Here is a 13,427-nt window from a genome sequence, read left to right on the forward strand (position 1 = left end):
AGTTTCTTCAATATAATATTTAATTTCTTGCTAAGCATTACCTTCTTTTAGAAACGGGGGTTTCTATTAAGAACTATAACACTGCAATTTAAAGTTCAATTGAATGTTTTGTAAATTTACTGTTAAATTTTTAATCTTTCAATGGTAAAAACACTTTAATACTTGTCCCTTTTCCAATTTCGCTTTCTACCATGATTTTACCTTGATGCGCTTCAATCAAATGTTTTACAATAGATAAACCAAGACCTGTTCCACCTGAATTTCGGCTTCGTGCCCGGTCTACCCTGTAAAAGCGCTCAAAAATACGTGAAATCTCCGCTTTTTCAATTCCGATTCCTTCGTCTTTCACTTCAAATATCCCGTATCGTTCATTGGCACTAATTCGCAGCGTAACGGTTGTTCCTTCTTTCGAATAGGCAATTGCATTATTAATAAGATTCGTGAAAATTTGCATTAGACGATTTACATCGCCTAAAATGACCGCATCCTGCTCTATCTCCACATTAAACTGCATATTTTTATTTTCCAATTGCGCACTTGTCAGATCAACAACCCGAACTAAAATATCCTGCAGCTTTGTCGGCACTACATCAAGTGTAAAACCGTGTCGCTCAATTTTGGATAGCTCAAGCAAATCATTGACGAGTACCTGAATCCGATTGCTTTCATCATATATTATCGTTAAAAATGACAACAGCATCTGCTCATCTTTAAATGCCCCATCCAGAAGCGTCTCTGAAAATCCTTTAATCGATGTAATCGGTGTCCGAAGTTCATGCGAAACATTCGCTACGAAATCTTTTCGAATCTGCTCCAATCGCACAAGTTCACTTATATCATGCATAACAATTACGACACCTAGCCAGCGTCCATGTTCACCAACAACCGGTGCTCCGTAAACTTGCTCATAATATTCTTCATTCGCGATTTCCATTTCAAGCTGCTGACGATAGGGTAATTCCGTCAAAAACACATGATCAATGAACTTTTCAAGCTCTTTCGGCAATCCGAGCATCATAAAATTCTTCCCAATTAGCTGTTCTTTCGGCAGCTCGAACAACGTCTGGAATTTCCTGTTCACAATCGAGATATTTCCTTCACGGTCAATCATCATTAATGCACTACCCATATTTTCAATTAGCGTTTTCAAACGTTCTTCTTCAATCGCTCTTGTTTTCGTAATATCCTGTAAATTACGGGCCAAAATATTAATCGAATTTCTTAACTCAACGATCGTATTTGGTCCATTTGCAAAAGCACGTGCACGGTAATTACCTTTTGAAAGCTCTCTAGCGGTTTTAGTAATATTTATAATCGGTGTAATGAAATTGCTTACAACCCGGTATGCCATAAAACTCATAATTACTAAACCGCCCACTAATAAAGCGGCAATGATCAAATAGATTTTTTGCTTTGTACTTTGTAATTCTTCTGTATGTCGATTAATTTCATAGGTGCCGATAATGGCCTCTTTTTGCGTATCAGTAAGTTCAATCTGCTCCTGAACGATTACTTGTTCCAATTGCTTCTCGGAATCCTTCGTCGCTTCATGAACAAATTCATCGGCGAAAAAAGGAAAAAGCTGCCCTATGAACAATCCTAGAACAGCTAAACTTGATCCAATTACTAAAATAAACGAATAAAACAAACGATTTTTCATTGCGTTCATTATTTTTTTGGCTCCTCAAATTTATAACCTAAACCACGGATTGTTTTAATAAACAGTGGTTTACGGCTATTTTCTTCAATTTTATCTCTTAGATGACTAATATGTACGTCTACGATTCGAGTATCACCGGCAAAATCATAGTTCCATACGGCACTCAGCAGCTGATCACGTGTTAAAACACGGTTTTTATTTTCAAGCAGATATACTAGCAACTCAAATTCCTTCGGTGTGAACTCCAAAGCCTCTTCATCAATAAATGCTTCAAATCGCTCAGGCAAAACTTTCAAGTTACCGAATGAATATACAGTTTCACCTGATTCAACGGTTTCTTCCACAATCGGTCCAGAAAAACGTCGCAGCACAGCCTTCACTCGAGCAATTACTTCACGCGGGCTGAATGGCTTTGTCATATAATCATCCGCCCCAAGTTCTAAACCTAATACTTTATCAAATTCATCGTCTCTCGCAGTCAGCATAATAATCGGTATATTAATGCGCAAACGTCTTAATTCTTTACATACTTCTACACCGTCAAGTTTTGGCAGCATTAAATCCAGTAAAATCAGATCCGGTTTTTGTTCCACTGCTGTATCAAGGCCAGCCTGACCATCATGGGCCAACAGCACATCAAAACCTGCCTGCTCCAAATTATATTTTAATAATGTTGCAATTGGCATTTCATCTTCTACTACTAAAACCGTTTTAACCATTGTAAATTCCTCCAAAATCGATTTGAAACCCCCATCTCAAAATCAATCTTCCAGTGGATGGCTATCAACTAATTCGTAAATATGAACTGATTAGATCACTATCCTCATAGTAACAACTTTTTTTGAAAAGTACAATTATTCCTCTATTCAGGTATCCATTACCCGTGTATACTTAATTAAATTTTTAATCCTTATTAATTCGATAGGTAAAATAATTTTTACTATTGACTGAATATTTATTATTATGGTAACATTTAGAAAAATTGTTGTTGTACCTTTGTTGTCAGGCAGGGTGAAATTTTTTTAACAACAATTCCTAGTAAATCAATATGTTAAGTATTTTAACGGAAAGTAGGTGCTTCCATGACAAATGGAATCAATATTGAGTTAGTAAATTTAACAAAAAGTTTTGGTGAAAAACAAGTTTTAAAGGATATTAATTTAACCATTCCCGCAGGACAATTCGTGGCGATTGTCGGAAAAAGCGGATGCGGAAAAAGTACACTTCTCCGTATTATTGCAAATTTAGAACAGAAAACTGCCGGAGACTCTCTAAAGGATGGCATTCAACAGGAAGACTTTTCAGGTGTTCGCGTTATGTTCCAGGAAGATCGTTTACTCCCATGGCTGTCTGTACTTGAAAATGTAGGGGTTGGCACTGAGCTGAAAAAGGATTGGAAACCGATCGCATTAAAATCACTTGAACATGTAGGTTTAGAAGACCGCGCAAAAGAGTGGCCACATGTACTTTCTGGAGGCCAAAAACAACGGGTTGCTTTAGCCCGTGCGCTTAGTGCACAGCCAAGACTATTGTTATTGGATGAACCGCTTGGTGCTTTAGATGCACTGACACGACTGGAAATGCAAAATCTTATCGAGCAATTGTGGTTAAAACAAAAGTACACGTCATTGCTCGTGACACATGATGTGGCAGAAGCAATTGCATTGGCAGATCGAATTATTTTAATCGAAGACGGGAACGTTGCTTTAGATTTGCCGGTTAAACTTCCTCGTCCAAGAACCCGTTCAAATCCGCAATTTGCCGAGCTAGAGGAAATCTTGCTTCAGCATCTATTAGGACAGCAACCAAAAACAACAACACCAATTAAACAAAAAGAATTACAAGCGATTATTTAAGGAGGTATTACAAATGAAAAAACTATTATCTGTCTTTTTGCTTTTAACTTTATCGATTATTTTAGTCGGGTGCTCCTCATCAAATGCCGAAAATAAGAAAGTTCGAATCGGTTATCAGAAAAACGGCACAACCTTACTATTAAAAGCGAATGGCGAACTGGAATCAAGGTTAAAGGAACTAGGCTATTCAGTGGAATGGTCAGAATTCAATACAGGAAGTTCAATTATGGAAGCATTAAACTCCGGAGCGATCGATTTTGCCAATGCAAGTGATGCCCCATCAATGATGGCATTATCAAAAGGAATGAAATTCAAGTACATCGCTGGTGAAGAACCATCTCCACAAATGGAAGGGATTTTAGTAAAGAATGATGGATCTATTCAATCAATCGAACAATTGAAAGGGAAGAAAATTGCGTACAACAAAGCTTCCATCTCCGAATATTTATTAGTTACTGCTCTGGAAACAGTAAATCTGACACTGGATGATGTAGAATCTGTTATTTTAAGCCCTGCAGATGCGACGATTGCATTTCAAAACGGTGAGGTTGATGCCTGGGTTACTTGGGATCCGTATATGACGGTCTCTGAAAGTAAAGGCAATAAAATTTTAGCTACAGCAGAAGGCATTGTGGAACACCGCAGTTTCTACTATGCATCGGATAAATTTATTGAATCCAATAAGGATGCAGTCGTAGCCTACGTGGAGGAGTTATCTAAAGTCGGTGAAGCAATTGATGCTGATTCAACTGAAGCAGCCGAAATTCTTGAAGAAAATACAGGAATCGAAGCAGATATTTGGGTAACAAGCTTAGCCCGCCGCTCATCTGTCGCTACTTATATTGACGAAGCTGCACAGGCAGATTTGCAACGATTAAATGAGGATCTATTTGACATCGGATTAACAACGAATCTTGTAGAAAATCTTGAAAATTATATTTGGAAACCATAAGAGGTGAATACAATGAAGAAGAAAAAATGGTTCCATTTGATTGAGCCGTGGATCATTCCTATTTTGATTATTGTCGTATGGGAAATATCGAACAAAACAGGTATCCTTGCCAATACCATTTTACCTGCCCCTTCCGATGTAGTAAAAGCAGGCTATGAACAAGCAGTTTCCGGTGTTCTGTTTGACCACCTTCAAATTAGTACGACGCGTGCTCTAATCGGGTTCCTGATTGGCGGGAGTATCGCATTTGTAATCGGAATTTTAAATGGGATCGTCCCTTTTGCACAACGTTATTTGGATACAACTATTCAAATGCTGCGTAATATTCCGAATTTGACACTCATCCCATTAGTGATTATATGGTTTGGTGTTGGGGAAGAAGGAAAGATTTTCTTAGTGGCAATCAGCGTGTTTTTCCCGATTTACGTCAATACATACCATGGCATCCGCAATGTTGATCCACGGTTAATCGAAATGGGAAAAATTTATAATCTTTCGAAATACAAACTGTTTTTTAAAGTAATTATTTTAGGTGCTATGCCATCCATTTTAGTTGGAATCCGTTACTCTTTAGGAATTATGTGGCTCACTTTAATTGTTGCAGAAACCGTTGCGGCAAGTTCAGGAATCGGCTATATGTCGATGAATGCCCGTGAATATATGCAACTTGATATCGTTGTGTTAGCCATTATTTTATATGCTATTTTAGGGAAAATTGCCGATTCCATTGCAAAACTGTTAGAGAAAAAATTATTAAAATGGAATCCTGTGTACCAGTAAAAATTAAAAAGGGCTTCGGTGTATACAGCCGAAATGCCCTTTTTTTCGTTATTTCAGTGCTTTCATTACATCTTTAACAGCATCTGCAGATTGATCTAGCGCTGTCTTTTCATCTGCTGTCAGCTCAAGTTCGAATATTTTCTCGATACCGCCAGCTCCTAATAACGTCGGAACGCCTAAGTATATCCCATCATATCCATACTCGCCCTCTAAATAAGCTATTGCCGGCAATACTCGTTTCTGATCTTTTAAAATTGCTTCTGCCATTTCCACCATTGCCGCAGCAGGTGCATAATAAGCTGAACCATTCCCTAAAAGACTTACGATTTCACCGCCACCAACACGGGTACGCTGCACGATTTCCTCTAAACGTTGGGCAGGGATTAAGCTTTGTAAAGGAACGCCGCCTACAGAAGCATACCGTGTTAAAGGCACCATTGTATCCCCGTGGCCGCCTAATACAAGAGCAGATATATCTTTTACCGATACATTCAGTTCCTCGGCAATAAAAGCACGGAAACGGGCAGTATCCAATACCCCGGATTGTCCGATAACTCGATGTTTTGGAAAGCCGGATTCTTTAAAGACCGTATAAGTCATCGCATCAACTGGGTTTGTGAGTACGATGATTGTTGCATCAGGTGAGGTACGGGCTATTTCCGTTGCAACAGCTTTCATCACACCCTGATTAATCTGAACTAAATCGTCACGACTCATTCCTGGTTTACGGGCAACACCCGCAGTTATTAAAACGACATCCGAGTTTGCTGTATCCTCATAGTCGGAAGAGCCTTTTACATAAGAATCAAAACCTTGTACGGGTGCTGCTTCCCACATGTCCAATGCTTTCCCCTTCGTAGGATTTTCCGCTGATGGAAGATCAATAATTACTACATCGCCTAATTCTTTCTGCGCGGCTAAAAATGCTGCGGTTGCACCTGTAAATCCACTACCAATAACTGAGATTTTTTTACGTTTTAATGTCACCTAGAACCACTCCTTCATCGTAATTATCTGTACACAAGAAAATTATATACAAAAAAAGGGAGAAAACATAATGTTCTCTCCCTTTTTAACATATTCAAGTATTAAAAGTAAACTATTTCCAATAATGTAAATTATATAACAATATTATTCATTACTAAACAATTTGTTCATAATTTCACATAAATAGGCAAATGTGTAAAACTTTTAATTAGAAGTTTTCGATTAATTTTGTAGCGAATTCAGAACATTTAACTTCTGTAGCGCCATCCATTAAACGTGCGAAGTCATAAGTTACATATTTAGAAGAGATAGTTTTCTCTACTGAATTAGTAATTAAGTCCGCAGCTTCTTGCCATCCTAAGTGCTCAAGCATTAATACGCCTGATAATAATACTGAAGATGGGTTTACTTTATCTTGTCCAGCATACTTAGGTGCAGTACCGTGAGTAGCTTCGAAAATAGCGTGACCAGTTAAGTAGTTAATGTTAGCACCTGGAGCGATACCGATACCACCAACTTGAGCAGCTAATGCGTCAGAGATGTAGTCACCGTTTAAGTTCATAGTTGCTACTACGTCGAACTCGTTAGGACGAGTTAAGATTTGTTGTAAGAAGATATCAGCGATAGAATCTTTTACGATGATTTTGCCTTCTGCAACAGCTTTAGATTGTGCTTCGTTAGCAGCAGCTTCGCCTTGCTCAGCTTTGATTGCATCGTATTGGTTCCAAGTGAATACTTTGTCGCCGAATTCAGCTTCAGCTACATCGTAACCCCATTGTTTGAATCCACCTTCAGTGAATTTCATGATGTTACCTTTGTGTACTAAAGTTACTGATGGACGGTTGTGAGAAATAGCGTACTCGATTGCAGAGCGTACTAAACGTTCAGTACCTTCTTTAGATACAGGTTTAATACCTAAACCAGAAGTTTCTGGGAAGCGAATTTTGTTAACGCCTAATTCGTTTTGTAAGAAGTTTAATAATTTCTTTTGCTCGTCAGAACCAGCTTTGTACTCGATACCAGCATAGATATCTTCTGTGTTTTCACGGAAGATTACCATGTCAACATCTTCTGGACGTTTAACTGGTGAAGGAACACCGTCAAAGTGACGTACTGGACGTAAGCAAACATATAAATCCAACTCTTGACGTAATGCTACGTTTAGAGAGCGGATACCGCCGCCGATTGGAGTTGTTAAAGGACCTTTAATAGCGATTAAGTATTCGTTGATTTTTTCTAAAGTTTCAGCTGGTAACCATTCGCCAGTTTGGTTGAATGCTTTTTCACCTGCTAATACTTCTAACCATTCGATTTTCTTTTCACCGTTATAAGCTTTTTCTACAGCTGCGTCAATTACGCGAGATGCTGCTGCCCAGATATCTGGACCGATACCGTCACCCTCGATGAAAGGAATAACAGGATTGTTTGGAACGTTTAATTTACCATTCTCTACTACGATTTTGTTAGTCATTGGAAATTTGCCTCCTAATAATCATAAATCTAGGACTGTGTCAAATCACAGTCCCAGATATTTTAACATACTTTTTTAATTAGCGCTCGTTAATTGGAACGTATTTTTGCATATCTGGACCAACATACTCCGCACGTGGACGGATTAGACGGTTGTTTGCATACTGCTCTAAAATGTGCGCTACCCAACCTGAAGTACGAGATACTGCGAAGATTGGTGTGAATAAGTCATGCTCGATACCTAAAGAATCATATACTGATGCTGAGAAGAAATCTACGTTTGCAGGTAATTTCTTTTGCTCAACGATCATATCATGGATTTTTACTGACATATCGTATAATTCTGGTTTGCCTGTTAATTTAGTAAGCTTTTCAGACATTACACGTAAGTGAGGTGCACGTGGGTCGCCTTTACGGTAAACGCGGTGACCGAAGCCCATGATTTTTTCTTTGTTATCTAATTTGTTTTGAACCCAAGATTCAACTTTATCGATTGAACCGATTTCAGTTAACATTTTCATAACTTGCTCGTTAGCACCACCGTGTAATGGGCCTTTTAAAGCGCCGATTGCAGAAGTAACACCAGAGTATACATCTGATAATGTTGCAACACATACACGTGCAGTGAATGTAGAAGCGTTTAATTCGTGGTCAGCGTGTAAAATTAACGCTTTATCGAATGCTTCGATTTCGATTGCTGCTGGTTCTTCACCTTTCAGCATATATAAGAAGTTTGCTGCATAACCTAATTCTGGTTTTGGAGCAACTGGTTCTTTACCTTGACGTACACGAGCAAAAGTCGTTACTACAGTACCAATTTTTGCTTGTAAACGGATTGCTTTACGGTAGTTTGCTTCAGCTTCCATAACATCTGCTTCTTCGTCAAATGCACCTAACATAGATACAGCTGTACGAAGTGCCGCCATTGGGTGCACTGTGTTTAAAGGCATAGATTTGAATAAATCTGTGATTGCCGCTGGAATTTCCATATTTTTAGCTAGTTCTTCTTTTAAGTTAGCTAATTCTTCAGCGTTTGGTAAACGCGTGTTCCATAACAAGAATACTACTTCTTCAAAAGTCGCATTGTTAGTTAGGTCGTCGATGCCATACCCTACATATGTAAGTGTATCATCGATAATTGAAGAAATTTTCGATTCTGCTGCTACGATACCTTCTAAACCTTTTGTTGCTGACATAAAAAATCGCTCCTTCACTTAGTAAATTAATTTTGTAAGTGCTTTCTTTTTACTCTATTAAAAAGTCGCACACTCATATCGTTCTGCTCAATTGAACCTATAAGTAAATCGCTTACAAATTTCATTATAATCAATTTTGACGGCTTTGTGAATGAATTAGTAGGATTTTAGGAAAAAACCACATATCTGATAGAATTCGTGCAAAAAAGAGAATTTACAATTTGTAACGAGTTATTAAAGGTATTAATTAGGAGTTGAGATAAATGGATTATACAAATAAAACAAACCAATGGCTAGTAAAAAGTAGGAATATTATCGTTCTCTTACTTTATATCATACTTTTTTATTTCATTCCGCCAATAATTTTCGGACTGTTTTTTGCTTATTTATTGTTTCCCGTTTTCCTCTTTTTCAAGCAACAATTCAGACTGCCCTTCTTTCTCGTCGTCATTATACTTTCCGTCTTTCTAATTTCTGTTGTCGTCTCGGTTATCCTGCTCATCATTCACAGTTTTATCACCATTCTCCCTCAGCTGCAGTCAACACTTTTGTCTTTGGACAGCACCTATATGAAACATCCGCTACTTCCGTTTATTGTTGAAAAACTTCAAAGTTTAATAAGGGACTTGCTGTTCTACACGATCAATTTTATAAAGAATAGTTTTCAGTCTATATTTGAATTTTTCATTTTCATTGTGACATTCTACTTCGCCTTGATGGAAAGCTATAAAAACCGGTTATGGTTTTTCGCTTATATTCCGAAAGCGTATCGCACTACATGGGCCCGCTACTTTCAAAAAGGAATGGAGCTTATCGGCCGCTTTATCGTAGTCGAAATGCAATTGTTTACGCTGACATTCATTCTGTTATGTATAGGGTTTTACTTTTTGAAGTTTGAAGCATTTGTTATTAAAGCCTTTTTAATCGCTTTTGCAGACTGCCTTCCTTTTTTAGGAATCGGAATTTTCCTTATTCCCGTTTCGATTTATTATTTTATTGTAAATGAACCGGTCATGGGCATTGCTATTCTCGTACTGTACTTTATTGTCCAAATGATAAGGCAGCTAACTGAATCAATGCTCTGGTCGCATACGTTACATTTACGTATGATCCACACATTTCTGATCAGCGCTGCCTCAGTTTTATTATTCGGTTTTTATGGAATCATCCTCAGTCCAATATTATTAATGATTGCCATTAAAGTGAAACAACATGCTATTTTTGCAAAATAACAACTTGTCCCCTCTTCATTTTTTTACGTAAAAAATAGAAGACGACCGGTTTAAATAAGTTTCGTGTAATGCCTGATACAAATAATAATCCAAAAATATCCGTAATGAAACCCGGTAATGCCAACAGAATTCCACCAATAAAAATCATAAATGTTTCAATGACCGGTACTGCTGGTGGCTGACCTTGCTGCAAACTTTTTTGAATATCCTGTATAGATTTTGTTCCGCGTTTTTTGGCGATCAACACTCCTGCTATGGATGTGAAAGTGATTAATAATAATGTATAGAAAACACCGATCGCGTTTCCAATTACGATAAATACCGCAATTTCGGCAAATACGAGTGCGAGTAATCCAAATAAAATTTTTTTCATTTATGAACCCCCTCTTCTATTATTTTATACGAAACAGTGGAGAAAAAGTTTCAAAAGAGCTTATAACATAAAACAAACCACCATTCTCATTGTAAGAAATGGTGGTTTTGCTTTACTAAACTATATTTAACGGTTATTACTCTTAAAGAACGCTGGCGTGGCCTTTATAAATGACACCCGTTTCGGCATCCATTGTAATTTCCTGTCCGTGCTGAATTAGAGTCGTTGCTTCTTTTACACCGACAATTACAGGAATTCCTAAGCTTAAGCCGACTACAGCAGCATGGGATGTTAATCCGCCTTCTTCTGTAATAATACCTGCGCATTTTTCGATCGCCGGCATCATTTCACGGTCAGAGCCTACTGTAACAATAATTGCGCCTTCAGTATCGTAAGCTAATGCTTCTGATGCATTGTTAGCAATAATCGCATTACCAACAACAGATAGTTTACCGATACCTTGTCCACGTGCCAATAAGTCACCAATTACATGTACTTTCATTAAGTTCGTTGTACCCGCTTCACCAACCGGAAGACCAGCAGTAATTACAACTACATCTCCATGGCTGACAAATTCATGTTTTAGCGCTTCATCAACAGATAACTCTAAAATCTCATCCGTAGTGGAAACACGTTGCGTTAAAATTGGTTTCACGCCCCATACTAATGTCAATTTCTGAGCGACATTTGGCTGACTTGTAACCGCAATAATTGATACACCTGGTCGATATTTTGCAATCATTCTTGCCGTATTTCCGCTTTCAGTTGGAGCTAATACTGCTTTAACACCAAGGTTAATCGAAGTATAGGCAACTGCCTGGGAAATCGCTTCTGTCATATTTGCTTCTTTTTCACGGCTTCGTGTCGATACAATTGCTCGGTAATCCAAAGCATTTTCCGTCCGGATTGCAATTTTGTTCATTGTCGCTACAGATTCTACCGGATAAAGTCCTGCTGCCGTTTCACCTGAAAGCATGATTGCATCTGTACCATCCATAATAGCATTCGCAACGTCTGATGCTTCCGCACGAGTCGGACGAGGGTTGCGCTGCATTGAGTCAAGCATTTGTGTAGCTGTAATAACAGGCTTGCCGACTTGGTTACATTTTTTGATCAATGATTTTTGTACTAACGGTACTTCTTCTGCAGGAATTTCTACACCTAAGTCCCCACGCGCTACCATTAAACCGTCTGACACTTCGATAATTTCATCGATGTTGTCAACGCCTTCCTGGTTTTCGATTTTAGGAATAATTTGAATGTGGCTTCCACCATTTTGTTCCAACAGCTCACGAATTTCTAGGACATCTTTTGCTGTACGAACAAATGAAGCGGCGATGAAATCGATGCCCTGCTCAATACCGAATAAAATATCCGCAGCATCTTTTTCTGTAATACCAGGTAATTTCACAGAAACACCTGGTACGTTCACACCTTTTTTATTCTTTAAAATACCGGCGTTTTCAACGATTGTATGAATTAACCCTTGTTCTGTATCTTTCGCAAGTACACGCAATTCGATTAAGCCGTCATCCAATAAGATAATATCGTTTTGGTCTACGTCTTCAATCAGCTGATCATATGTGATGGAGAAACGTGATTCATTCCCTAAAACTTCTGTCATCGAAATATCGATTACTTGCCCTGTTACTAAATGCAACTCACCATTTTCCATTGAGTGTGTTCTGATTTCAGGTCCTTTTGTGTCCAATAAAATTCCAACCGGTTTTTTCATGCGTTCTGCTGCTTCACGAATTGAGGCAATACGGTTTGCATGTTCTTCATGATTTCCGTGTGAGAAGTTTAAGCGGGCAACATTCATCCCTGCATCAATTAACTTTTCTAACATTTCTGGTGATTCACTAGCTGGTCCAATAGTACAAACAATTTTAGTTTTTCTCATAGTTTTGTCATCTCCGTTTTTATGCACTTTAAATTGAAAGCTCTTTTGATAATGTATACAGACTTAAGTCTGCTTGGTGCTTAGTTTCAAATGCTTTTCTTAAATCATAATCGATTATAGCGTGATTTTTCACGCCAACTGCTCTTCCACCTTTGTTTTCCAACAATAGCTCTACCGCTCTTGCACCAAATCGGCCTGCTAACACACGGTCCCGAGCAGATGGAGATCCTCCTCGCTGTATATGACCTAATACAGATGTACGAATTTTAATTCCTGTGCGTTCTTCCAGAAGCTGCGCAAGTTTATGACCATTCATTACACCTTCAGCTACAATAATAATACTATGGCGCTTTCCGCGGGCTGCCCCACGCTCAAGACGTTTTACAATATCATCCAGCTCATACGATTCTTCAGGTATTAAAATCGATTCCGCACCTGCGGCCAATCCTGACCAAAGAGCAATGTCTCCTGCATCGCGGCCCATTACTTCAATAACAAACGTATTTTCATGACTTGTTGCCGTGTCACGGATTTTATCGATTGATTCGACTACTGTATTAAGTGCCGTATCAAAGCCAATCGTATATTCTGTACCAGGTACGTCATTGTCGATTGTACCGGGAATGCCCACACACGGGAATCCTTTATCAGATAATTGCATGGCTCCACGATAAGTACCATCTCCGCCTATGACAACTAACCCTTCGATTCCCTCTTCTTTCATGCGTTCGATCGCTCTATTTTGAATATCATCCTGCTTAAATTCAGGGAAACGTGCTGAATACAGTTTCGTACCGCCTCGTTGAATAATATCGCCAACAGAACCAATATCTAAAAGCTCGAAGTTCCCGTTATAGAGACCCTCATAACCATGATATACTCCGACAACATCAACATTGTGAAAACTCGCTTTACGAACGACTGCACGAATAACAGCATTCATCCCTGGTGCGTCTCCACCACTCGTTAAAACCGCAATCTTCTTCATACGACCTTTTCCTCCTATTACGCTGTTACT

General features: G+C 38.5%; 12 protein-coding genes. 4 read left to right on the plus strand and 8 right to left on the minus strand.

The features are described from left to right. Positions 1–130: 130 nt before the first annotated feature. Complete coding sequence (locus tag MKY27_RS12145) at positions 131–1,669, minus strand: ATP-binding protein (protein WP_339195364.1); 1,539 nt, start codon at positions 1,667–1,669, stop codon at positions 131–133. Further along, the gene (locus MKY27_RS12150) at positions 1,669–2,379 is read right to left on the minus strand and encodes a response regulator transcription factor (RefSeq protein ID WP_339195366.1); all 711 of its coding nucleotides are present in this window, start codon (positions 2,377–2,379) and stop codon (positions 1,669–1,671) included. The genes MKY27_RS12145 and MKY27_RS12150 overlap by 1 nt, the downstream gene beginning before the upstream one ends. Positions 2,380–2,742: 363 nt before the next feature. Between MKY27_RS12150 and MKY27_RS12155 the strand changes: the two genes are divergently transcribed. The 3 genes from MKY27_RS12155 to MKY27_RS12165 are packed head-to-tail and all read left to right on the plus strand — an operon-like array spanning position 2,743 to position 5,248. Beyond that, positions 2,743–3,516, plus strand: a complete 774-nt coding sequence (locus MKY27_RS12155; protein WP_339195367.1) for an ATP-binding cassette domain-containing protein — start codon at positions 2,743–2,745, stop codon at positions 3,514–3,516. Positions 3,517–3,529: 13 nt separating this feature from the next. Continuing rightward, a complete protein-coding gene (locus MKY27_RS12160; protein ID WP_339195370.1) occupies positions 3,530–4,468 on the plus strand; it encodes a sulfonate ABC transporter substrate-binding protein in 939 nt (312 codons plus the stop codon). 12 nt (positions 4,469–4,480) lie between these two features. Next, positions 4,481–5,248: an ABC transporter permease subunit gene (locus MKY27_RS12165; RefSeq protein WP_339195372.1), complete on the plus strand. Its 768-nt coding sequence runs from the start codon at positions 4,481–4,483 to the stop codon at positions 5,246–5,248. Positions 5,249–5,296: 48 nt separating this feature from the next. On the opposite strand, the gene mdh is transcribed toward MKY27_RS12165, so the two are convergent. From mdh to citZ, 3 genes are all read right to left on the minus strand, one after another. Next, positions 5,297–6,235 carry a malate dehydrogenase gene (gene mdh / locus MKY27_RS12170; RefSeq protein WP_339195375.1) on the minus strand — a complete coding sequence of 313 codons (939 nt, stop codon included), beginning with the start codon at positions 6,233–6,235 and terminating at the stop codon, positions 5,297–5,299. 208 nt (positions 6,236–6,443) lie between these two features. After that, positions 6,444–7,706: an NADP-dependent isocitrate dehydrogenase gene (icd, locus tag MKY27_RS12175; protein WP_079528412.1), complete on the minus strand. Its 1,263-nt coding sequence runs from the start codon at positions 7,704–7,706 to the stop codon at positions 6,444–6,446. A gap of 79 nt (positions 7,707–7,785) precedes the next feature. Beyond that, positions 7,786–8,901, minus strand: coding sequence for a citrate synthase (gene citZ, locus MKY27_RS12180; RefSeq protein ID WP_008407756.1), 1,116 nt, complete (start codon positions 8,899–8,901; stop codon positions 7,786–7,788). A 263-nt stretch (positions 8,902–9,164) separates the two neighbouring features. On the opposite strand from citZ, the gene MKY27_RS12185 reads away from it, so the two are divergent. Then, the gene (locus MKY27_RS12185) at positions 9,165–10,133 is read left to right on the plus strand and encodes an AI-2E family transporter (protein ID WP_339172550.1); all 969 of its coding nucleotides are present in this window, start codon (positions 9,165–9,167) and stop codon (positions 10,131–10,133) included. On the opposite strand, the gene MKY27_RS12190 is transcribed toward MKY27_RS12185, so the two are convergent. The 3 genes from MKY27_RS12190 to pfkA all read right to left on the minus strand — a co-directional run bounded on the left by MKY27_RS12190 (position 10,117) and on the right by pfkA (position 13,397). Further along, a complete protein-coding gene (locus MKY27_RS12190; protein WP_339195378.1) occupies positions 10,117–10,506 on the minus strand; it encodes an FxsA family protein in 390 nt (129 codons plus the stop codon). The genes MKY27_RS12185 and MKY27_RS12190 overlap by 17 nt on opposite strands. 142 nt (positions 10,507–10,648) lie before the next feature. Further along, the gene (gene pyk, locus MKY27_RS12195) at positions 10,649–12,409 is read right to left on the minus strand and encodes a pyruvate kinase (protein ID WP_339195381.1); all 1,761 of its coding nucleotides are present in this window, start codon (positions 12,407–12,409) and stop codon (positions 10,649–10,651) included. A 28-nt stretch (positions 12,410–12,437) separates the two neighbouring features. Continuing rightward, positions 12,438–13,397, minus strand: coding sequence for a 6-phosphofructokinase (pfkA, locus tag MKY27_RS12200; RefSeq protein WP_339195385.1), 960 nt, complete (start codon positions 13,395–13,397; stop codon positions 12,438–12,440). Positions 13,398–13,427 lie beyond the last annotated feature (30 nt).

Source organism: Solibacillus sp. FSL R5-0449, from assembly GCF_037975215.1.
Taxonomy (GTDB): domain Bacteria; phylum Bacillota; class Bacilli; order Bacillales_A; family Planococcaceae; genus Solibacillus.

Coding starts and splice junctions, on each gene's coding strand:
- MKY27_RS12145 (WP_339195364.1), bottom strand. CDS start 1,669: ATGAACGCAATGAAAAATCGTTTGTTTTATTCGTTTATTTTAGTAATT.
- MKY27_RS12150 (WP_339195366.1), bottom strand. CDS start 2,379: ATGGTTAAAACGGTTTTAGTAGTAGAAGATGAAATGCCAATTGCAACA.
- MKY27_RS12155 (WP_339195367.1), top strand. CDS start 2,743: ATGACAAATGGAATCAATATTGAGTTAGTAAATTTAACAAAAAGTTTT.
- MKY27_RS12160 (WP_339195370.1), top strand. CDS start 3,530: ATGAAAAAACTATTATCTGTCTTTTTGCTTTTAACTTTATCGATTATT.
- MKY27_RS12165 (WP_339195372.1), top strand. CDS start 4,481: ATGAAGAAGAAAAAATGGTTCCATTTGATTGAGCCGTGGATCATTCCT.
- icd (WP_079528412.1), bottom strand. CDS start 7,706: ATGACTAACAAAATCGTAGTAGAGAATGGTAAATTAAACGTTCCAAAC.
- citZ (WP_008407756.1), bottom strand. CDS start 8,901: ATGTCAGCAACAAAAGGTTTAGAAGGTATCGTAGCAGCAGAATCGAAA.
- MKY27_RS12185 (WP_339172550.1), top strand. CDS start 9,165: ATGGATTATACAAATAAAACAAACCAATGGCTAGTAAAAAGTAGGAAT.
- MKY27_RS12190 (WP_339195378.1), bottom strand. CDS start 10,506: ATGAAAAAAATTTTATTTGGATTACTCGCACTCGTATTTGCCGAAATT.
- pyk (WP_339195381.1), bottom strand. CDS start 12,409: ATGAGAAAAACTAAAATTGTTTGTACTATTGGACCAGCTAGTGAATCA.
- pfkA (WP_339195385.1), bottom strand. CDS start 13,397: ATGAAGAAGATTGCGGTTTTAACGAGTGGTGGAGACGCACCAGGGATG.